Consider the following 21,995-nt stretch of genomic DNA (forward strand, 5'->3'; position numbering starts at 1 on the left):
TTAAAAACGCAAACGCATTTGAGAAAACCGAACGAAGGCAAGAGTAACGTCTGGCATAACCAGGCCGACGCGGTTGTTGCTCCATTTGAAAACGCGCTTTCGGCGGCTCCGCGTTCATGCCTTTGTTATGCCACCCGCTCTACTATCGCCAATAGTAGAACAGGTTGCCCTTGTAGTTGTTGTCCAGATTCTCTTTGCTGTCAAACCGCAACCGAAACGAGTCGGCTGTAAGGTAGTCGAATTCATCGTATGGTTTTAAGGCGTTGAAGCACTGTTGGGATATCCGTTTGCATGTGTCGTCGGCCGAACATTTTTTGATTTCATCATCAGTGTACAGGAATACGACAAGTGCACGAGAGAAACCATCAATTTGCCATATCGTTTGCTTAAAGTCATTTGTGATTCGCTTGGCATCACGCTTTAGAAATGTGGAACAGGCCCTGCCAAGGCATTCGTCCGAAAAGTTGTCGAGTATTAGGTGTACGTTTTCAGATTCAAGGTCGGGATGAACGGAAGCAATCTTTTTGAAACGTCGTACGACCTTATCGCGGACATCGGAACGAATCGTTATGGCGTCCGTCTTCCACGAATCAAAGTCCTTGTCGGTTTCCAGAATCACATTGAGACGCGGGCGGCCTTCTGCAGGACCGAGTTCGATGTGATCTAGGACAATGTGGACGACGCTGACATTGAATTCACACGAAATCCAATCGCGTAACTCAGCCAAGCCTGTATGGAGACTGTATTCGCCGACCTTGGCGGAACGGGCGACGGCGAAGAGTTCAGAGTCACCGAATAGCATTGCGTCTTTCTTGTGGCATAACTGTTGTTAACCGGGCATGAACGGAAGACTTTGATATCAGTTGCCGCGCGAATGAGTGTTCCGGTTCGCAGCTTTGTTATCCGAGGGTTGTTTAGCGTCAGCTCCGGATACGAATGCAGCGAAGTGCTTTGCAGCGAGACGTTCTCTTGCCGGTAGCGTGAGCGAATCTGAGTCGGCGGCAATCCCTCCTTGTCTTGGGCGACTTGATATCGTGCGATCACGAATTCGGTGTATGTAAACAAATTTGCTGTCATCACGATCCGGGCGAGGGTAATACAGGTAGATGTCCACCCACCACACCGTGAATTCATAATCCCCGTTTGGAATCCAGCTTTGAGTGAACATTATCGCGGAATCGGCGGGCAATGTTTGTGTTTCCGCAATCCGATGAAAGACGGCAAGCAACCCAGGTTCGATCGGATTCCGTTTGCGGTCCCATGCACGAATCGACGCAATGATTTCGTCGACCGTTAGCGGTGGCTGAGCACGGCCAACCTTGCTGATACGATTGACTTGAGCATTGAACCGCTCCACTGCATCGGAGAGATCCGTCGTTTCTGTGAACTCCGCGCCTCCAAGCTGGCTGTTGTCAGCATTTGCGAGCCCAGGCAGGAAAAGCACAACTAGGAATAGCGATACGAAACAGACTGGTTTCATGTCTTTCTCCATTTTGGATAACTATTGATAGATAGAACCTGATTCTGTCTAAATCTATCTGGCTTTCTTTCTGGTGTAAATGGGCACAATGCGCATGTGTATGCTATTTGACCGAATTATTCAGCAAAGACCGACATGACAGTGGATGTTGATCCTCTCCACTCTATTAGGATCACGCAGCATGACCACTGCCATTCAGTTACATCAACTTCGGCAGTTTGAAGGTCGATGTAAACTCGCTTCGGTGAAACGACCGAAAGATGTTTCCCAGGAAACATCTGGCTTCTTGGGACACTTGTATTGTCCGTTTTATTATTCGATTGAGGCGACACCAAACCGACGAATTGAAGTGGTCAGTGAACTTCCTGTCCCGGAATACTCCAGAACACCGTTTCTCAGAACATTCCGAGCAATACCGGAAAACGTTAAATGGGTGGTTTTTCGCATCAATTATGAAAAGATTTGAGTTTATGAGACAGAAGCGCGGTTAACGTCCAAAATCACCGGATTGCCGCCAGCGACGTTGATTTTAATTTCGGCCGGGTCGGCAACTCCTGTGCATTTATTTTTATCGGGCAATTCAAGTTGCAGAACCCAACTCGCAATTCCATACGAACGGGTAATGATAGTCAGTGTATTGATCGAGCTGTGATTCTGCCATTTCTTTCGTGTCGAACGGTCCAGCGAGAATCATTTTGTGAGCGCCCTGATTGTGCCGGACCATCTTTTCGATGTCCTCAACGTTAGGCGGACTGAACATCGCCTTGAATCCCTCGCTGATATACCATTTGTCTTTCTCGAGGGTGATGTCTAAATAGGGCATATCATTTTCCATTGAAATAGTTATGGGAAATTAAGTTGAAATGTGCCATTTAGTCCGTTGTGCGAAAGGACGCATAATTTGAGTACATCTTGGCCAATAAGTGCGACGCACCCGTGTGGTGCAATGCCTACAACTCTGATTATGGAAGCAATCTGATTTGCGGCGGCACCAACGGCCCACAGGCTGACGTTGTATTCTGCGGCCCTGAGCGTGCCTCCTGCGGTCACCACTGGAGCTGGCGGACCACCGATAGGAGGCAAGCCGAGCGTAGTCATGACCGCTGGGCTTATTGCGGTACGACTGGCGCCGGTATCGACGAGGCAATTAATTCCGGGTGTTTGTGGTGCGGAAGCGGCCTGCGGTCCTGCGACTTGGATCGCGATTCTGGGGCCAGTGTTTCCAATGGTGCCGTGAAGTGTAAATGCCATCGCAAGTTCCTTTGCGGGAGCGTCTGCCCGATAATTTATTATACACTTGCATGGAATTGTTCATATATGAATCTGATATGGAACAAATATATGCAAAATGACCGGTTTAAGTTCTGACATGATGCCCCTGAGGCATCATGTCACACATGGATACTGGATATGATACCTAGCATCACTAACATTTCAACGTGTTACATCCCTGTAGTATTGTATTTATAGTAAATCTATGCAGATATGAAAAAACAGAATACAGAACAAGGTGTAAAAACAGTATGAAACTCATTGAGCAACTCAAACAGAAAACGTTCGTTTTTGCGGACAGATTGAAATTAACAGATTCTGCATTTTAATCTATCCATATTAATTCCGTTATTGCTGTATGTGAAATCTAAGTGACACAAATTGGTCAGCGGAAACGAATACCGGAATAGTTTCGAGCATCGCTTCCAGCCCAAGATCAATCTCCAGCCAATTTCTTCAGCCGCCCGTTAAACTCTTTCACGACTGGGCTTTCTACTTAGCGAACAATATCAGTCCTCAGATGCCAGTCGTTCAAACGCTACTGATTTAATCAACTCGTGTTGAGCATGCTTCAGGTAAACAGCCGTCGCCAGAAAGACATCGACGATAGACGGTCCTTCTCCCGAAGCAACTCGGGAAAATTGATCTAATAAAGCGGCTGCCGTTTCGAAACCATTCTGCTGCAACAGTCTGATCTCGTCTCTGGAAGTACTCTGGGTTATTTTTCGCTGCGCTGCAACTCCCCCGATCATCAGTGCCACCCAGCGGCGTTGCAGTCTGCTTAGATCATCAGATTCCTCAGCCTGCGGATACTTGTGAAAAAGGAATTCGTGGGCTTCTGCATTCACCAGATGACTTCTCTGTAACTCATCAAAACCCAGCAAAAGACACCCCTGCAGTTTCTCAGGCAACTCCAACCGAGGTTCCTGCGCTGCAGGAGCCGGGTCAATATGCTGCGTGACTGCCAGCGGAAATATTCTGTCAGGTTCCTGTAACCTGACTCGCGCGATGATCTGTAAACGCAGGCCGGGTGCATGACTGAGCATACGCAGATTCTCCCGATAAAAAAGGGCCGGATGCTCATTTTCGATCGCCAGTTTCAGCACTGCTCCGTTCTCCGCAAGCTGAAACAGAAGCGCCGAGCCATACGCCCCCTGTACGCTACCTGTAAGAAATACCAGATCCCAGCCGGCAGGTTGCTCCACTTCAGGAAGTACACCTCTCTGAAACACGACATTCCACTGGTCAAGCACTGGTCGCTGAAACAGAGCCTGGACCTCCCGAGTCTGCCACGACGCTGTCCCCTGCTCAATGATCTTCACTTTTTTTCCACGTCCCAGTCGTCCCTGTAGCGATGCCGTGAGATCGGTTCCTACATAAAGATTCCGTGCCAGTTTGTGTGCAGGCTGGATCAATGAACCCATTTCAACTCCACCTCGATAGGCGTCCCGCGCCAGTTGCTCATCGCCGGGACGGACCTCACCAACAGAATAAAATCGACCATCTCCTCCAAGAAGTACTACAGTCGCCCCCGCGTAGCCACTGCGAGTCAACACAGGTTCGGCCAGCAGCCCCTGTAATTTTCCGGGATCAACCGGAAATTGTGTGCGACGAGAGCTCCCCACCCAATAGGGGGCAACCGAATTTTCATTCTGCAGCCGCCGTGTGGTCTCCAATGCGTCTGCAAGATCCAACGCCAGTTGCAATGGATCAGACTCGGGTGAACGCTTACGGAATTCCAGCGTGCCGGTCATAATCCTTAACCCGGTCGCGGCAGCGCGGTGCAGACCTTCGGCGCGGCACTGATGCACGGAACGTAGTAGCTGTGAATGCAGCAGTACGCCGGTATTGCTCACCCCCGTTTCCAGAATCCCAGTGAGGGCTCGCGCGAACTCTGAAGCGGCTCGCCAGTGACGGGGACTGAGCTCCATTTCTACGACCTCCCCCTGCTCTTCGGAAGGCTCAGTACTCTTCGCGGAAACGGGTTCAGCAGACGCGTCTGGTAAAACCACATCCAGGCTGGTCAGGCAGGCCGCAATATGAAAACAGTTCGGTGCCAACAGACAGGAGCAGACCACCTGCTCCATAGTTTCCAGATGAATTCCAGAGAGAACGACCGTTTCGTTTCCAGCTTCCACTTGCCAGGTATTCTGTATCCACTGCCAGCTCCATTCCTCGGCGGCTTGGGGATTTCGATCCAGGCGTCTCCGGACCCGGTCCGGCGTTGCATCAATGATTGCAGAAACGACATGGGGGGCAACAGTGGGGCGCGGGGCTTTGGTCATGCTGTCCCTCCGCGAATTTGGTCACCAACCCACTCTGCCAGACGTTCCGGGCTGACAGCTGCGACAGGCATTCCCGCCTGTACTACTGCTGCGGCTGTTCCTGTATGATAACGGGGCTTCGCCTCGTCATTCAGAGCCGCCAGTCCGATCAGCTTTGCACCGGAACTGGACAACATGACGACCTCAGACAACAACTCAGGCACCGACACACCCTCTTCAAAATCGGTCACAAGTACCACCAGCGTCCGAGACGGATTTTTAATCGATTCGCGCGCCGCACGCAGTCCCAGCCCGATATGCGTCCCACCCCCGATCTGGATCTCCATCAGAAGCGACAGAGGATCTTCTACTCTGCCGGAAAAATCAATCACCTGTGTGCTGAAGGCAAAGAACTTTACATCAATGGCGGGTAAAGCTGAAAATATCGCGGCCATCATCGAACTGTATATCACGGAAGCTTCCATCGATCCGGAAACATCCACCACAAAAATCAGATGCCAGTCCATCTGTCTTTTGGCAGGCAGGCGATAAACCAGACGCGTCGGAGCAACCGAGACCCGGCCATCACTTTTGCGATAGGCGGTATGTAAATTCGAATTCAATGTTCGGGCGAAATCCAGACGCGGACTGCGACGACGGGTTGGGCGTGCGGTACTCAGTCCATACAAAGCCGGTCGCAGACGATTCGCCAGCTGTTTTGCCATCCGCTCGGTAATGTTTCGGGCCAGTTTCCGTAACAGCCCCAGTTCACGTTCTGAAAGTGCGCCGCGCATTGAGAGCACCTGTTCCAGCAGTTCGACCGAAGGTTTCACCGTAGTATGATTCAAGTGCTCCAGAACCGCAGCCCGACCATTGACAGCAGCCTCACCCAGAACTTCTTCACAAACATCTTTACCGAATAGCCTTTCGACATCAGAAATCCACTCCCGAACGGAGGGTGCTGCAGCTTCAGTCCCTCCCCACTCAGATGCTAGATCTCCCTGCAAACCACGGTCCTCTCGCTCCGAACCGCCATACAGCTGATCCAGGGTCCCTGCCACCTGCTGGCTCTTGGGAGTCGAGCAGCCTTTCACTCCTAATATCAGCCGCCAGCGATCAGCCAGGGGAATCTCTCCAGGAGCTTCGGCCACTCGTATCGGTTTCGCAAAGGCATCATTTTTGTTTAACTCTCGCAATGGAAAATCCGGAAATAAATTCGCAATTGCTTCACGACCTTTGCGATCGGCGACCAGTGCCTGAGCCAGACGTTCCGGATTATTCACACTTTGCAGTTGCGAGCCTCTCGGGCCATCCGGTTCTAAATTGAGCAGAAGATCCTTCAACAAGCGGACCCGGTCAGCCGGTGAAATCGAAAGAAAACCTTTCCGCAGGGCTGGCAGACGAACCAGAAATTCGTCATCTGCTGAATCGCCCAATCGCTCTGCTAAGCCTGACAACCAGGCCGGATCAACTGATATCAGCGGCAGCAGGGGTACGAGCAGGCCACTCAGCCTCAAACCGAATTGCGTTCGTCCTTCATGGGTACTCGCAGCATCATACCAGCCTGCCAGACAGGCCTGATAGGCATCCGCCGCAATCAGTTCTGCTGCAACCTGCGCCCCCCAGGCGGCGCCCTGCATCAGAGGTGATCCCTGCCTGCTCAGCCGTGCCAGCTGATTCCGTAACGCAGGAAGCAGTGAGGACAGTTCCTGATTCCCAGCCACACCGCCAGAAAGATTACCGGTAATCATCGCCGCCAGATCAGTCAGCAGGATGACATCGGCAGGGTCAGTAGAACCGAGCAGCCCTTTTAAATGCGAGAGTGCCGTTTCTACCAGTGGTCGCATATTCAATAAATCAGGTTGTACCTGAAACAGTTCCACATCCGGAGGCACTGCGTCATCCACATCCAGTGGTAAACCAGAGATATGACCGGCAGAAATGCGCTGCAGGAGTGAGGCGGCTTCGATGAGTTGTGAAGGAGAAGCAGCCTGCATGAACGTTGCCTGCAACTCAGATAGTAGTAATTTCGTCATGTGCCCCAGCCCGCATTCGGCGGCAGCATTCAGACGTGCCAGCAAAGTCGCCGGATGCTGTGTCTCACTTTCGACCCCCTCTGCAGCCTGATTCTGAAGCCGTTGAATGAGCACCTCGCAGGCCTGGTCGAGGGTCGCCCCATTGATGCCGGATGCCTCGACCGTCGCAGAAGTCGCATGAGTCCATTGCACGCGCCAGACTTCGGTCAGATTTTCCCGGTGTCCTGTTTGTGCCGAATCCTTTCGCTGGGCATAAGACAGGTTGAGCAGACATAAACGACGCAGCACAACTGCGCGAGCACGATCCAGGGGAGAACGCAGTGGATCAAGTCGCAATTCCCGAGGCTCATGACTCACAGAATCAGGGCCCGGCAGTTTCAATCGCTTGATCGCTGCTTCAATCTCCAATGCCAGACCGCTGCGTGGTGTCCCTGCGGGTAGTCGCCCTGTTTTCGATCCGACTAATACCGTCTGTGCCGCCGCCGCTACAGCCCGCCCCCGTCCCAGCAGTTCTCCCTGTACCAGAGCAGTCTCGACCGCTTCCAGAAATTCCGCTCGCCCCGGCACCTGGTACCCCCGAAGCCGTGATAAATCACGAGCGAAACGCACGACTTCCATCGCATCCGGCGTACCTGCCACATGTCCTGCCTCTCGAAGTTCGCGGCAAAGCTTCACTGCCAGATCGACTACCAGTTCATTTCCTGCTGCTACCGTTTCCACCTGCAGCATACTCTGCTGCCAGACCGGATCTACAATCCCGGCAGGATAGCCACTCCGCTGATCGAGTTGGGGAAAAGAATAAGGAATCAGCGAAGTATCCAGCGTCTTGAGCGAGGCTCCTGCTGCCTGCGGTTTCAGAGGAGCAGGCGCTGACCAGAGAACCGGTTCGGGCAAGAGCGCTGCCGCATGAAACGCTCCTACGATCACCGCGGTACGGGTGGGAGCAGACTGGATTGCAGCGCGCATCGCCGCTTCGCGATGTGCATCATGAAAAGAGGCGCCCCCGGAGGAATACCGGATCATCCAGCCAAACTGCAGGGCGGCCCGGCGAATCGACTCTGGTGTGGAACTGACAGCAGGCGTCTCCACCAATTTATCCCACAGTTCCCCGGTGTCGCGCATCCCCGTTTTGGCCAGCAGTCGTTCCAGCCAGTTGGCAGCTGTTGACTGGTTCTTATCCGGAATTTCCTGCGAGTCAAGCAACGCCATCGAAGCCAGATCAAGATCACACAATGTCACCGGAACATCATGCCGATCAGCCCAGCGTATGGCTGCCAGTTCCGGGGAAAAATCCGCCAGCGGATAAAAGGATAACAGCTTCGCATCACCACAGGCAGCCAGCGCAACAGGCGCTTCCAGTTCTGGCAGGCCCAGGTAATGCAACCAGCGCTGGAAATCGGGTGGCATCTCCAACAGGATTGCTTCAGGCTGATACTGGTCCAGCAGGAAGGTCAGCCCCCGTGCCAGCGCAGCAGAATGGTGACGGACCCCAATCAGCCACGGGGTCGTGCAATCGGTCATCTGCTTGAGAACATTTTCAGGCAGGTCATCCCTGTTGGGTGGTGCACTTCCCATTGAATTTCTGTGTTCTTCCTTCGTTCATATCCGGTCCAGTCAGGCGTGCCTGTGCATAATCCTTTACGACTTTCAGACTATGACACCCGTATTATTGCCCCTGGAAACGTGTTCAAAAACTTGAACACAGCTTAAATCTCCAGCTCTGCATCTTCCAGTACATGTCGCAATTCATACATCCGCTTCCAGAGCGCATCGCTCTCACTACGCCTGCGAACCGGCCCATCCCAATACGCCAGCAGTCGATCCCGGTCGTCCGAATTATCTTTGAAGACCACCCCCAGCAGATATCCGGGAACCAGCGAGACGGGATCTTTCTGAGAGGCAAAAAACGCACCTTGTCGAGTGATGGCCGCAGCAACGGTCACTGCCTCGGCTGTGCTCATCACAGCTGCTGGTCGTTCCACCGACCAGCCTTCATCCGTTCGTCCGTCCCGGAGGTCACGAAAGGTCGTCACCAGAATCTCCAGCAACCGCCGATCCACTTCTGGAGTTATTCCGGATTCCTGCAGGACCGCCCTGGCTCGATCACCAACCAGTAGAACTTCCTGCTGCGGATCGGAAATCGGCATCACGGTTTCAAAATTAAACCGGCGTTTCAAGGCTGCCGACATTTCTGAGACTCCCCGATCACGCAGATTGGCGGTCGCGATGAGATTAAAACCCGGAGCGGCAAAGACGCTGCCAGCTTCTCCACTAAGCTCGGGAATCATCAGGCGACGTTCGCTGAGAATGCTGATCAGCGCATCCTGCACTTCAGGCAGACAACGGGTGATTTCTTCAATTCGCACGAGTGCCCCCTGCTTCATGCCTGTGAGTACAGGCGAAGGGACAAGCGCCTCTGGTCGCGGCCCCTGGTCGAGTAACATCGCATAATTCCAGCCGTACCGCAGATGATCTTCACTTGCCCCCGCGGTTCCCTGAATCGTGAGGGCGCTGGTTCCACTGATCGCCGCCGACAACAGTTCCCCCAGCATACTTTTCGCTGTACCTGGCTGCCCGACGAGTAACAGTCCCCGTTCACCCGCCAGTGTGACCACACAGCGTTCTACCAGAGATCGCGGACCGACAAATTTCGCTTCCAGTTTCATGGATCTGGAAGTATCCGCGGGGAGTTGGGCAGCAGCCGGAGCACGAATCGATTCCCCATCAGTACCACATAGAAAATCGACAACCCGCTCCGGTGAGAGCTGCCAACCGGCAGGTCGGGGAGCTGAATCAATGGCGCGCAGAAATGCGAGCTCCTCCCCATAGCGTTCTTCCGCGGGCGCTTGCTGGCGTGCTGAGTCCTGTGGAGAAGCGGGAGATGCCGCTGTTTCCGCCTTTGTCTTCCTGACTGCCTTTTTCTTGGCCATATTGTTCGCTTACTTTCTACTGCGTTTCCGTTTGACTTCTTGATAACGCGGTGCATCACCTGCTTTAACCCGTTCCCAGGCGGCGGTAAACAGTTCGTCGAAAGGACGCAATACCAGCGGGCCACCAACAGGAAATAGTACCGGATGCTTCAGAGCCGGTTCAACCAGTTGCTCGATTTTCCAGGTTTCCAGAGGCAGCAAGGGTGCTTTCAATTCGGTCCATTCACCGGGCAGGAAGATGTTTCGCCCTGCTCGAGCCCGTTTGGCTTCCAGTACGAGTTCCTTGTCGATCAGTTCCGTTGCTGCCTTTTTAATCTGGGCCAGCTTCCAGCCATTCCAGGTCCGCAGATTCGCCGTCGAAGGATCGGGGAGTGCCAGCAGTTGAGCATACAAAACGGCGGCGTCTTCTGAAATCTTATATTTCTTCTGAATCTCTGCCACAACATCAGGAGCCGTCAACAGTGGATTCTGCAGCCACTGGTCCGCTTCATATCCGGAAGCAAGAATTGATTTTTCCAATTTTTTAAAGCCCGGGCTCAGTAAGAGGACCACAGTCTGCAGACTGTACTGCAGGCCTGAATAATATTCATCCTGTATTATCTGGTTTTCGATTGCGAGCAGTCGGTTCATCTCAGCAGGGCTGCTGAGCGCAGGAGGGTGAAAGGCAGTCAGCACCTGATGAATCGCATCACAGGACGCGGCAGAAATCAATTCATCATCATATCTGTAAATTGGATGTTTTTTATCTTTTTTTCCTTTTCCCAGATTCTGATTCAGCCACTCCTGGGGAGTCGGTATTTTTCTCTTCTCGTCATGATTGTGCAGATAAATAACGCGTAACGGGATCAACGTTTTAGAACTGTTTAATAACTTGTGAACCTGCTTGATCAAGGGAGGCATCATGCCGCGTGCTGCATGACCCGTTGGTGTGAAGTAATGCACCAGACCCACCAGCTGAGTAATCGATTTGAGCATATCAGGTGTGATCGTGATCTGCCGTTTCTTTGCGAAGACATCCAGGTCTGGAACATTCCCGTCTTCCGTATATTCGATACGCATTTCCAGTAGCTGCAGCAATGGATCTCTCCCGGGATCAGCAGCCAGACTGAGCAGTTGCTCGTGGCTGACACGCTGCCATGTCGACGCTTTTGCCAGAGCGGAAAGCCGTTTCTGCAGCCCGGCATCCAGGGGTAAACGCCGGGGCATACTGGATTCCCAGGTCTCGATCAGCGAATCAAAAGCTTCTGTATGATCTTCCGCAAAGGGCGCGGCAGCGTTACGGGCGACCAGGGACCGGCAAAGCTGGTTGAACAGATCCTGGTTCATGTTTTGCAATGACTGTCTGGCAGCGCTGACTTCCGTGACTTTCAATCCCAAAGCTTTGCGGATCTCGGAAGGCATGAAATTATTCGCATACGCGTCCATCTTCAAGCCTGCCAGCCAGATCAAAGCAATTTCCGCAGGTGTCACCCCCAGTCGCTCGGCAATCGTTTTTAATTCCGAACTGGAAGGCAACGCGAGCCCTTCTTGTTTTCGTGCGGCTTGGGTGAATTCAGCTGTTTCTTCGAAACCGAGATCCGGTTTCAAGTCACGGATATTCTCCACTTTCATTCCAGGAGGTTTGCCGGGAGTCCTGGCTGTCGAGTAACGCAGAATTTCATAAGGCATTTCGTTATAGCGTGAACATTCCAGGACGATAAACTGGTCTTTCCCCTTTTCCAGTGTGTAGGACGCGCCCCCCTCGACGTCAACATCATAACCGCCATACTGTTTCAGCTTTGCTTTGGCAGGACAACCTTGCATGATACTGAATTTGCCCGGCAGCGCGGCCAGATTCAGCTCATTCCAGAATTCAAGAAATTCAATCCAGAGAATCTCAACATTCTCTTTTGATTCCAGATTTGAGGCAGCCGCCCGCCAGTAGGCGCGCCAACTTTGTAAAGCTAAGTCATTTAATAAGGTAAACCAGATCACTGGACAACCGGGGAGATCGCTTCCCGTCGACTCTCCCTTCAGAAATGCGGCCACGGCACTTAAATGCTTTTTCAGCGAAGCCCCCTCCTGGTGGAGACCATAATAATTAGTGCGAGGCAGATTCCAGGAAATACCAGCCGCTTCAATCGCCTGATCCTCTTTAGCAGTTGAGCCGAAATCTTCCTTTTCTGAACTCTCAATCAGGTCTGTCAGATTATCTTGAAAGGCTTTGATATTCATCGCAGCCTGGGCAATGTTGCCTGCCACTCCGGTCAATAACCGTTCCGGTGCCTCAGGCAGCCATTTTGTTAACTCAGAATGCAGCTGTGGAAACTGGAGTTCTTCAACTTGGATTTCTTTTTTATTTTTCTGTTTCCGCTCTTTTTTAATTTGATCCAGATCCAGATTGACCGCCTGCAGGAGTTTTTTACACTGATCCAGACTGGTTTGACGTAATTTACGCGAAGAAGCCAAATGTCGAGGCTGCATCAAATGCCAGAACGTGATCGGCAGCAGCACACTCTGACCGGCGGCAAACCCAAAATCAAAGGGCTGCAGGCGCGCAACCACTGTTGTGCCTGTCGGATCCCACACACAACAGACTCCACCGCGAGTGTCACCCTGCGCAGACACAGGTAGAAACGCGTCACCTCCCGGCTGTGTTAATAATCCAATAGGAGCCTGAGTGCCGTTATGACCATCGATCAAAGGCTGATCCCAGCGACGGCCATCAATCCCTTCTCCGTAATAAGTACCATCACTGCGTTGGACTGCTTTCCAGCCCAGCATACCACCCTGCGTGCCCAAAGGCGTGTGCTCAGTTCCCACAGGAGCGGGCAGCAACTCCGAGAACAGGTACTCTGTCTTTTCCTTATTCTCTGTTTCAAACCAGGCCGGCAGACTCGCGCGAATTTCAGCACCTGTCTCCGGATTGACTTCCAGCAACTTCGACCGGTATTCACTCGTTTCATAATCGAACTCCTGCGTGAACCGCCAGAACCGATCACCATCGTGGAAAAACCGCATTCCCATCGGAGGCTGCTTGTCTCCCGCATGGATGGTTCGATTTCCCCGAAACGCACCACCATCCGGCATCTGAACCGAAAGATGTTCTCGGGGATTACCAAGTGAAAAGTTGATCGAGTATATTTTTTCGGGGTTGCTCGACCAGTAAAAATAATCTGACCAGGATGTATCCCGGTAGCCAACCGCCAGATCTTCGCCAACCACCTCTATTCCTTGAACGTGGCAGTTGGCAGGAATTCGCAGTTCGTGCTTTTTGATTCTCCCGTCACCTGAGATCACATAAGCATGAGTGCTGTCATTCAAAACGATGGCAGGAAAAGTCAACGAGCAACAATGGACCCGATACGAATTGAGTTCCAGTTTGAGTTGATTTTCTTCGATCACCTGTTCCAAAGCAGGCAGACCATACTCATCAATCACTCCTGCCTGCAGAGTCTTTTGCATGACTTCTGTCGGATCAAAATCGGTAAGACGTTTGGACAGATCGGGAAACAGTCTTAACGTGTCCGGCCACAGGGTCTTTTGCAGCCGGACGCTGATATCGATAAAGCTGGCCAGTCCACTCTGTTCCAACTGATCAATCATTTCTGACGTGTGTTCGCGCCACAATCCCAGAATTCCCGGGCGGTCGCCGGCTGCCTGGGGAAAGAACTGGTGTTCGGCGGTGATTCGATATCCCCCCAGCACCCGCTCCCCCGGGCGTGGTATGAGAGCAGAATCCAGATCGTTCAGAATGACAGCGCGAAACCGCTCATCTTGACCGGCATACACAATATCCTGATTTCGAAATTCGTGTGCATTATCGATTTCAAGCCAGCCCAGAAAGGAAATGGAACAACCTCCCACAGGATCTGCGACGGGAATCCCATTCGCCAGAGCCGCTTCGAGCAGGTCCACATCATTACTGCGACCCCGATAGCGGCCGCTTACCTGCAAAGGTAAAGGAGTCTGTTCCTGCTTTAAACGAGGTATCAGTTTTCTGAACATCTCCAGGATTTGATTCGATGCGGGTACCTGTTCCCCAATCAGCCGCCCCAGCCAGATCGCGATTGGCTCGCCCAGTGGTGGTGCCCCCTGATATTGATCTTCCCAGAGAAATTCAAGTACCCCCCATTGTTCCAGCAGTTCCAGCCAGACATCCGTTTTACTTTCATAATAGCGATCGGCTTCCGGCTTGGTCTGCTGCAAAAGTGCAATGGCAAATGCAGGTTTCCGCGCTACGATCCGCTGACAATACTTACTGCAGGACTTCCAGAACTGCATCGAAGCCCGGCCCATCGCGGGGGCTTCCACAATCTCTTCCAGCCACTGCTCCAGTTCCGTATCGACATCCAAATCAGCGGCTTTCGCCAGCTTGATAAAATCTTTCGGCAGATTCGCCCACGGCGCCATTCCGCCACGCGTTCGTCGCACACATAAATCCCGAAAGATCTGAAAGGCCTCTTCTGCAGGGTACTGGTCTGAGAGATCCTGCGAATATTCAGACAACGCTTTTCCCGCCAGGCAGCCGGAAAGTACAAACTCTAAAACGACATCGCGGCGGCGCTCCCGATCTGATTCAAGAGCATGCACGCGTTCTGCTTCCAGAGACTTATTTAAAGACCGCGCGGCATAGGTCTGATTACCGAGATCTTTATAGGTTCTCCCTACCTCTTCCCAGTAAGGCGGTAGAAAATGTCGGGCAGAACGCCCCAGTTCCCGGGCAATTTCCACATACGCATCCCAGGCATGTCCCGGTTTGGATTTTGCCCTGCGAGCCGTCCCCTTCATCTGTTTGACCAGGTCCAGCGCAAACCGGGCATTCTCCGGATCATTAATCAATGCCCAGGCCGCGAATCCCAGGCTCCCTCGCTGCTGCACTCCCACTGCCTGAGAAATCTCCGGTGGTTCAAAGCCCAGAAATTCCATCGCCAGATCTTCCGCTTCACCCAGTCGCTCAGACGCCAGTCGGATGACAGGTCGACCATTGAGTGCCGGATGCTGATAGCTGCGCGCAACAATCGATTCTGTGGTCACCGCATCTGCCTTGGTTTTTATCGGCAGAAGTCCCCCAGCGGCTAATTTAATGGTTGTTGTACTCATGAGTTGTCAATTTCTTCTTTCTCAACCTGACGCTTGGCGTAAATTTGTGAAGCCATCAGCATCCCTTCGCTGAAGGTCACCGGTCCCACATCCTCTATCTTCTGCGGAACCTGTTCCTCGTTCACGAAAATCAATTCTCCAGTAGATGTTTCCGACTCGGGATATTCGTCTCCCACCCAGAACCGCGCTTCCAGCGGGATGGAGTTCTCCCAGATTTTGTTGCAGGCATAACCACCTCTCACCGGATTTCCCAGGCGTTTACAAAGGGACGTCACAAAATTGAGTTGCGCGAATCGCCCCCCCTGAAAATCCGTGATGCGTGTTAGATCCTGTTGTGCTGCGGTCGCAGAAAAGACGGTGCGGAACAGTTGATTGATCGCCTGTGAAAATTTGAGATCGACGGCGATTTCACGTAAATCTTCCAGACCATCAATCAGGATTGGATGCGGAATCAAAATCTGGGCAGCTTTGATCCATTGGGTTTCGCCATCGCGGTCGACAACGCCTATTCCCTTTTTCGCCACCACATCTCGCAGCAGCCCGGTCTGCTCAGTATTCGCCTTACCTTTAGCATCCAGCGGTGTCACGACCATATTGCGTAATGCGTCGGACCAGACAGGGTCAGCCCAGACTGCTTCTACCGCATCGCGGGGTACCGGCAGTGATCGCAGCATCCAGGTTTCGATACGGTGTTGGCATTCCATTTCATGATCGGCCAGCCACTCGCACAGCGCCAACAACTGCTCGGCCAGTTCCGTTTCTTTGAGCCACTTGGGCACGGCGCTTAATTTTTTCCCTTTCGGATTGCGACAAACCAGTTTTCCCTGGTGTACTCCTAATGCATATTCTTTTTCTGCATCCAGCCAGGAGATGTCTTCGATCGCTTTATTTTTGAGGCTCGATTCCGCAGCCGCCATACCTGTCGACTCCAAGTGAGAGAGGATTTGATCTTATTCGATGTGAATAGAGAACATTATGACCATATTTACATCTGTAGAGCAACTCACCTCTTTTACCTGAAATCCGATATTTCCATATTCATAGAATCTTAAATTGTTTTGCCGTTTTGAAGTCCTGAAAAGTTGATAGCCGCTCAACCCCATTGCCAGAGAATTCCACCGTCAACAAAAGCGTGAGCAAGAAGCCCAAGCCGCTGCCGTCAGGCGTACTGACCTCCAGGGTCTGCAGCACGGAAGCCAGGTCTTTACCGGCATTCAGCATCGCATCCGCATCACGCAGCTTGCGGACAATCTGCTCGGGGTTGTGACGTTTTCTTCGCTTGTTCATCAAAAGTTCTCCTCGTCAAAAGGACGCTAAGAACCTTCATAACAATTGGACCAGTTTTTGAAAAGCAGACCAGTGTAGCGTTTTCGTTTCATAGATCTGATCCTTTTCTTGAATACAAGATAACAAATTCTCTCGCATTCCGCATGGATCAAGAAACGGGGGGAAGGTCAAATGCCAGGCGTGTTGCAAATAGGCGTTGCTCAAGATCACTCGATCACATTCCCTGTGGAATCGAATGCATCGGGAGCCGAATGACCGCAGAAGTCATCGTAGAAACTACCCTCTCCATCGGATTCCACATCGGAGTTTTGGAACGCAGCAAGCCGTTCATGAAAATCGGTGATGCTAGATTCTGCTGCCTGCGAGTTTGCCTTGGTGATGTACTCAGCAAGAGCTTCTTTGACAGCGAGATTGGCTTCTGTTGCGTATAGTCCGAAATCGTCAGCCAAAACGAAGTCACCCTTGTTTCGCACAAAGCCATCCATCACGGCGTTGCCCATGCGTTCCCTACATTCCGTGTCGTACAACTCTTCGTGATTGCTACCGACCTGTTCCAATCGATTCAACAACTGACGAAGCAATTCTTCCATTCCCAATGCTCCTAAAATCCGAAGTCGGCAGTCATCGCCACCTAACCTCGCTAAATCAACGACAAGATCGTAGCGGAGATCATCATACGCTGGATGCGGTTCTAGTACACCGTAGTGGGCCTTCAATGCCTTTTCTAATCGGACTGGAGCTACTGTCTTGCGAAATCTCAGTTGCTCAGCTTCTTCTGCGGTTGCGCAGCGAGACCAACTGCCGTCGTGGCTCTCAATATGCATCTCGCCCGAGATTCTCACCTTCGATAATGGGAGCTTGATGTTGGCAAGATTATTGGTGACGTTGCCAATGACTGTCCAATCACCGTGATGTAGCTTGGCGTCCAGAGTTAATGACGCAAACAGCACTTCTTGGCCAACGGCATCCTGAGGACAAGGCGGGGAGCTTGCATTCCATATGTTTGCATAGATTACCACGTAGAGCTCCGATTGCAGCACATCAACTATCTGCCCAAGCCCAACCCGTGTGCTATCGATCGGCAATAGAAATACGTCGCCCTTGTTCCACGATTCAGCCACGAATAATCTCCTAGTAATCTCTCGGTTCAGACAGCCCAAGGCGGGGTCTTCGAGCCGAGCCAACCGGATCCTTATTGTTGGATACAAGCCGTGACTTTCGTGCCTTCACGCCATCAGTCAACTCTTGAATGAAATTATGCTCCGCAGCGTCCAAAGCCTCACCCGGCTGGGCTCGGTCAACGATCTCAAAGTCAAAGTCAGAGTCTGGATGTTTCCGAGCATGCTCCGCTTGGCGTTTAATGAAGCGTTGCTGGCTCTTCGCTTGCCCGCCATACGGTTTTAGTTTTCCATTCAAGTCAGTTCGCTTGTAGACGATTCCCTCTGGGGCCCTTAAACCTACCCCACCAACTGTATCAGCCTGAGAGACAAGCCGACTGCTTGGCAGCACGTCATACGTTCCAAAGGTGGCGCGGAGCGTGTCTGAGAACTCATCAGCGGAACCATTGACGATGCCGATATAGCCCGAATCGTAATGCCCGCGAGGGACGAGGTCACAGGGGCCTGCATTATGGACCAGCAGGCCGGAGCCGGTGACGCTGTAGACGTGTTCGCCGGCAATTTCCAGGTTGTAAACCGGTTCCGGTCCGGCGCGGATTTCGATGGAGGTGATGCGGACTGTCTTACCCACCGCAGAACGCAAACGTTCGCCGGGCTGTAACTGGTCCGTATGCACAAACGCCTGGCGGTCTTCGCTCCAGATCGGATGTCCGGCGGTCACGCCGATCGGCTCGGTTTCCCCTTCCACATAAAGATTCAGGACGTTGTGCGAAACGTTTTTAAATGTGGAGATGACCACCGGGCCGTCACCCGGATCGATGGGCGAACAGTCTGATATCGAGAGCACTTCCGCCGCCCCCACCACATGCAGTTCCGGCATGTTGAGCATGATAACCGCTCCCGGCTGTGCGCGGTGGCGATAAATCCAGCTTAAGGGCCGCAGCAGTTCGGCTTCGAAGTAAGTCCCATCTTCTTTCAGCATGCGCACCGAAACCAGCCGCCACCCTTCCGGCGTCGGATCGATTGTCGGTTCTGTTTGAATGCGAAGCGGATTCCGACCGACAATCCGCATGCCCGGTTGGAGATTGGCGTGCAAAGCGGACCCACTTTGGGGGAGTTATTGGCGCGTAAAATGGACCCATCGTAGCAAGTTCCTGATACTGGAGGCTTTTGACCTTCAGTTTCGGGGTGAAGGATGCTTACGGTGGACGATTACGGACGTATACGGCGTGCTCATCGCGACGGGATGAGCATCCGGGAAATCGCTCGGACATTTCATCATTCACGGCGAAAGATCCGCGAAGTATTACACGGTGCAGGGCAACCGCAACAATATTCGCAGCGCCAGACTCAGGCGGCTCCCCGACTGGGCCCCTTCCATGAGACCATCCGACAGATTCTCGCCGATGATGAATCGCAACCACCCAAACAGCGGCACACAGCACAACGAATCTTTGAGCGACTGCGGGACGAGCACGGCTATCTCGGCGGTTACGATGCAGTTTGTCGATTCGTGCGGAAGCACCGAACCAATAAACGTGAAACATTCATCCCGCTTGATCACCAACCGGGCCAACGGCTGGAAGCCGACTTCGGCAAGATTTATGTCGATTTTCCCGACGGACGACGACGGGTTTCAGTGTTGATTCTGGTCTGGTCGTATTCCAACGCCCCCTTTGTGATCGCTCTACCGACGGAACGGACCGAAGCGATTCTGGAAGGCATGGTGCAGGCGTTCGAGTATTTTGATCGCGTTCCCAAAGAAGTCTGGTGGGACAACCCGAAAACGGTAGCCGACGCGGTGCTCAGCGGGCGGAGTCGCAAAATCAACCAACGTTATGCAGCCCTGGCAAGTCATTATGTCTTTGAACCACTGTTCTGCCTGCCGGCCAGCGGGAACGAAAAACCGGTCGTTGAGAATCGCGTGAAGACGTTGCAGCGGAAATGGTCGACTCCGGTTCCCAAGATGGAAGATTTCGAGGAACTCAACAACTATCTTCGGCAATGCTGCCTCCAGGAACAGCAGCGTCTCAGTAGTGGTAAGACAGAAACCATCGGCACACGATTGGAACAGGACAAACAAAACGCCGCCGGGTTGCCCAGGCACCGCTTTGATCCGTGCATCCGCCGGGAAGTAAAGGTCAACAAGTATCAGTTCGCCCGGTTTGAGAACGTGGATTACAGCGTGCCGCGACAGTGTGCGTTTCAGACGGTGAGCGTCAAAGGTTACGTTGACCGTGTGGAAATGGTCTTTAAGGGAACTGTGGTGGCAACCCATCAAAGAAGCTATGAGAAAGGGTGTCAGATTCTTAACCCGTTGCATTACCTCGCAGCTTTGGGGCGGCGACCGGCTGCGTTAGATCATTCCAACGTCTACCGTCAGTGGAAGCTACCGCCGGTGTTTGACGAACTTCGCGAACGGCTGGAAAACCGGCATGGCTTATGTGCGGGAGCAAAACAATATGTACGAGTGCTACAGCTATTGTCCGCACATCCAGTCCAGCGCGTCCAGAAAACCATCGAACAGTTGCGTGGCCCCGAAGGAGCGGATGCCGACCGGATCATTCGCCGGGTCAAACGCAGTACCGCGCATGCCCGCAATCAGCCTGATTTCTCTCCGGCAACTCTGAGCAAAGAAGAATTGAGTCGTCCGGAGGTCTTGTCGGTACAGGTTCCCTGTCCGAGCCTGAACCATTTTGATTTGTTTCTTTCTACGTCAACACAAGGAGATCATCGTGCCCCCACAAACAATACAGAAGAAAAACGATCCGAATCTACTGCTGCAGAGCAATCTCAAGCAGTTAAGGTTACCGGCCATGAATGCGGAGTTCGAGAAGTTGGCCCACGAAGCGGCCAACTCAAATCAGACGTTCGAGCAATATCTGCTGCAGTTGACTGAACTGGAAGTGGCGGCACGGTCCACGAATGCGCTGACCAGCCGGATCAAACAGGCTCAGTTCCCAGTGGAAAAAGGGCTGGAAGATTACGACTTCGCGGCCATGAAATCAGTCAACAAACAGAAGGTGTTGGAGCTGGCCCGTGGTGAATGGGTCCGGCAACATACCAATCTCTGTCTGCTTGGTCAGCCGGGAACGGGCAAAACCCATCTGGCGATTGCACTGGGCCTGGCCGCCTGTCGTGAAGGAATCCGAACGAAATTCTTCACCGCTGCGGCACTCGTCAATCAACTGGAAACCGCGCAACAGCAATACAGTCTGGAGCGTCTCCTGAACAGGCTCGACAAGCTCGATCTGCTGATTGTCGACGAGCTGGGTTATCTGTCTTTCAGCCGTGCTGGTGCGGAACTACTGTTCCAGGTGTTTGCTGATCGTTATGAAAGACGAAGTCTGCTGATCACCAGCAACCTCGCCTTCAGCGACTGGGGCCAGATCTTTCAGGGCGAACGGATGACGGCAGCACTTTTGGATCGATTAACGCACCATTGTGAAATATTTGAGATGAATGGTGAAAGCTATCGGTTCAAAGAGTCGATGAAACAAAAGAAGCCACCTCGCAAAAAAGCCTGAGTCGCTTCCACACTTTGGCATACTGACCACCACGTTACCCCACGTGGTTAACCCAACCCCAGGTGGGTCCCATTTCCGCGCCAAAGTGGGTCCGCTTTACACGCCAATCTCCACCCGGTCGCATCTGCTGAATCGGCGTCGTCACCACCCGCGGCGGTGAGAAGGAAGGACTTATCGCCGCCTGCGCCGAGGGCAGAATCTCAGTATCCGCACCACCAATCAACCCCGCTCCCGCTTTCCAGAAGCAGAAACCGGTGAACAGCAGGCAGCTGAAGATAGCTAGTTTTCGAGTGAGGTCAGACATGAATTCGATTACAATAACATAATAAATTGTCCAGCAGAGTTTAATCTGCAATTAAACTGGTATTGAATTTGTCAGACATCAAACATGCCGGTGTTCAAGCCGTGGAAGCCTGCTCAACCGGCCAAGCTGCAACCCTTCAAACCAGCACAGCCTGCGAAGATCGTGATGCAGAAGCCGAAGAATTGACCATGGTCATAGAACCACCACCGTTTTGTCAGGCAAGATACCGCAGGGCCAATGGCCTTGGTGATACAGATTCATGATTGAACACCAGAAGCCACAGTCATCTAGAAGGATTTCATACGCTGCTCGTCGGGCCGCAAAGACGGCTGCCCCACAAGCGGCTTCAGTGAAATTGTGCGGACCTACCTGCAACGCAGAATTTCCGTCGAAACCTCGCAGTGAAGCCAAGGCTTTCTTGTAGATGTCGAGGCTTTGGCGAGAGTATTCCGTCTTCATACCAAGTTGTTCAGAGCGATCCTCCATTGATCTACCATGAACTGGGTCGTCTTGGTCTCTCGAACTCGGCAACCAGTCCATTTGATCGGCGATTTGTTCGAGACGGTCATCCCCAGTGGGAATGTTTGCCCAAGGCTCCAAGCTCCGAATCTGCACGACACTATCGTTCGCCAAAGGCTCACAGAGACGCTCGAACCACTTAGTCCCCTGTAACAATGATTCCAATTCCGTAATTG

General features: G+C 52.5%; 14 protein-coding genes and 2 pseudogenes. 3 read left to right on the plus strand and 13 right to left on the minus strand.

Annotated features, from left to right (window positions below):
• Positions 1–142: 142 nt before the first annotated feature.
• Positions 143–802: a hypothetical protein gene (locus tag Pan161_RS07180; RefSeq protein WP_145225417.1), complete on the minus strand. Its 660-nt coding sequence runs from the start codon at positions 800–802 to the stop codon at positions 143–145.
• A 57-nt stretch (positions 803–859) separates the two neighbouring features.
• The gene (locus tag Pan161_RS07185) at positions 860–1,480 is read right to left on the minus strand and encodes a hypothetical protein (protein ID WP_145225419.1); all 621 of its coding nucleotides are present in this window, start codon (positions 1,478–1,480) and stop codon (positions 860–862) included.
• Positions 1,481–1,661: 181 nt separating this feature from the next.
• Here Pan161_RS07185 and Pan161_RS07190 point away from each other — a divergent pair, with 181 nt between their 5' ends.
• Positions 1,662–1,946 carry a hypothetical protein gene (locus Pan161_RS07190; RefSeq protein ID WP_145225421.1) on the plus strand — a complete coding sequence of 95 codons (285 nt, stop codon included), beginning with the start codon at positions 1,662–1,664 and terminating at the stop codon, positions 1,944–1,946.
• A 114-nt stretch (positions 1,947–2,060) separates the two neighbouring features.
• Here the strand turns inward: Pan161_RS07190 and Pan161_RS07195 are convergent, their stop codons facing one another.
• From Pan161_RS07195 to Pan161_RS30925, 10 genes and pseudogenes are all read right to left on the minus strand, one after another.
• Positions 2,061–2,303: a hypothetical protein gene (locus Pan161_RS07195; protein WP_145225423.1), complete on the minus strand. Its 243-nt coding sequence runs from the start codon at positions 2,301–2,303 to the stop codon at positions 2,061–2,063.
• Between the two features lie 20 nt (positions 2,304–2,323).
• Positions 2,324–2,731: a retropepsin-like aspartic protease gene (locus tag Pan161_RS31345; protein ID WP_145225425.1), complete on the minus strand. Its 408-nt coding sequence runs from the start codon at positions 2,729–2,731 to the stop codon at positions 2,324–2,326.
• Between the two features lie 530 nt (positions 2,732–3,261).
• Positions 3,262–5,037, minus strand: coding sequence for a hypothetical protein (locus tag Pan161_RS07205; protein ID WP_145225428.1), 1,776 nt, complete (start codon positions 5,035–5,037; stop codon positions 3,262–3,264).
• On the minus strand, positions 5,034–8,627 hold the full coding sequence (locus Pan161_RS07210; protein ID WP_145225430.1) for a DUF5682 family protein: 3,594 nt from the start codon (positions 8,625–8,627) through the stop codon (positions 5,034–5,036). Before Pan161_RS07210 ends, Pan161_RS07205 begins: the two co-directional genes overlap by 4 nt.
• A 131-nt stretch (positions 8,628–8,758) precedes the next feature.
• A complete protein-coding gene (locus Pan161_RS07215) occupies positions 8,759–9,982 on the minus strand; it encodes an ATP-binding protein (protein WP_145225431.1) in 1,224 nt (407 codons plus the stop codon).
• Between the two features lie 9 nt (positions 9,983–9,991).
• A complete protein-coding gene (locus tag Pan161_RS07220; protein WP_145225433.1) occupies positions 9,992–15,064 on the minus strand; it encodes a hypothetical protein in 5,073 nt (1,690 codons plus the stop codon).
• The gene (locus Pan161_RS07225) at positions 15,061–15,981 is read right to left on the minus strand and encodes a DUF4132 domain-containing protein (RefSeq protein ID WP_145225436.1); all 921 of its coding nucleotides are present in this window, start codon (positions 15,979–15,981) and stop codon (positions 15,061–15,063) included. The genes Pan161_RS07220 and Pan161_RS07225 overlap by 4 nt, the downstream gene beginning before the upstream one ends.
• Positions 15,982–16,231: 250 nt before the next feature.
• Positions 16,232–16,351 (minus strand): annotated as a pseudogene (locus Pan161_RS30920) (IS3-like element ISBlma5 family transposase); the annotation flags it as partial.
• Positions 16,352–16,557: 206 nt separating this feature from the next.
• A complete protein-coding gene (locus Pan161_RS07235; RefSeq protein WP_197995747.1) occupies positions 16,558–17,472 on the minus strand; it encodes an Imm26 family immunity protein in 915 nt (304 codons plus the stop codon).
• Between the two features lie 10 nt (positions 17,473–17,482).
• Complete coding sequence (locus Pan161_RS30925; RefSeq protein ID WP_232103763.1) at positions 17,483–18,541, minus strand: polymorphic toxin-type HINT domain-containing protein; 1,059 nt, start codon at positions 18,539–18,541, stop codon at positions 17,483–17,485.
• A 123-nt stretch (positions 18,542–18,664) separates the two neighbouring features.
• Here Pan161_RS30925 and istA point away from each other — a divergent pair, with 123 nt between their 5' ends.
• Positions 18,665–20,368, plus strand: a complete 1,704-nt coding sequence (istA, locus tag Pan161_RS07245) for an IS21 family transposase (RefSeq protein ID WP_145223926.1) — start codon at positions 18,665–18,667, stop codon at positions 20,366–20,368.
• Entirely contained in the window at positions 20,286–20,996 is a 711-nt protein-coding gene (gene istB / locus Pan161_RS07250; protein ID WP_145223927.1) for an IS21-like element helper ATPase IstB, read from the plus strand. The genes istA and istB overlap by 83 nt, the downstream gene beginning before the upstream one ends.
• 112 nt (positions 20,997–21,108) lie before the next feature.
• Here istB and Pan161_RS07255 read toward each other — a convergent pair.
• Positions 21,109–21,300: pseudogene (locus Pan161_RS07255) on the minus strand (hypothetical protein); the annotation flags it as partial.
• Positions 21,301–21,995 lie beyond the last annotated feature (695 nt).

The organism is Gimesia algae, from assembly GCF_007746795.1.
Taxonomy (GTDB): Bacteria; Planctomycetota; Planctomycetia; order Planctomycetales; family Planctomycetaceae; genus Gimesia; species Gimesia algae.

Excerpts from the sequence above, each read along its gene's own strand:
- istB (WP_145223927.1), top strand. The coding sequence starts at position 20,286 with ATGAATGCGGAGTTCGAGAAGTTGGCCCACGAAGCGGCCAACTCAAAT.
- Pan161_RS07180 (WP_145225417.1), bottom strand. The coding sequence starts at position 802 with ATGCTATTCGGTGACTCTGAACTCTTCGCCGTCGCCCGTTCCGCCAAG.
- Pan161_RS07185 (WP_145225419.1), bottom strand. The coding sequence starts at position 1,480 with ATGAAACCAGTCTGTTTCGTATCGCTATTCCTAGTTGTGCTTTTCCTG.
- Pan161_RS07195 (WP_145225423.1), bottom strand. The coding sequence starts at position 2,303 with ATGCCCTATTTAGACATCACCCTCGAGAAAGACAAATGGTATATCAGC.
- Pan161_RS07220 (WP_145225433.1), bottom strand. The coding sequence starts at position 15,064 with ATGAGTACAACAACCATTAAATTAGCCGCTGGGGGACTTCTGCCGATA.
- Pan161_RS07190 (WP_145225421.1), top strand. The coding sequence starts at position 1,662 with ATGACCACTGCCATTCAGTTACATCAACTTCGGCAGTTTGAAGGTCGA.
- Pan161_RS07210 (WP_145225430.1), bottom strand. The coding sequence starts at position 8,627 with ATGGGAAGTGCACCACCCAACAGGGATGACCTGCCTGAAAATGTTCTC.
- istA (WP_145223926.1), top strand. The coding sequence starts at position 18,665 with ATGCTTACGGTGGACGATTACGGACGTATACGGCGTGCTCATCGCGAC.
- Pan161_RS07225 (WP_145225436.1), bottom strand. The coding sequence starts at position 15,981 with ATGGCGGCTGCGGAATCGAGCCTCAAAAATAAAGCGATCGAAGACATC.
- Pan161_RS07215 (WP_145225431.1), bottom strand. The coding sequence starts at position 9,982 with ATGGCCAAGAAAAAGGCAGTCAGGAAGACAAAGGCGGAAACAGCGGCA.
- Pan161_RS30925 (WP_232103763.1), bottom strand. The coding sequence starts at position 18,541 with ATGCGGATTGTCGGTCGGAATCCGCTTCGCATTCAAACAGAACCGACA.
- Pan161_RS31345 (WP_145225425.1), bottom strand. The coding sequence starts at position 2,731 with ATGGCATTTACACTTCACGGCACCATTGGAAACACTGGCCCCAGAATC.
- Pan161_RS07205 (WP_145225428.1), bottom strand. The coding sequence starts at position 5,037 with ATGACCAAAGCCCCGCGCCCCACTGTTGCCCCCCATGTCGTTTCTGCA.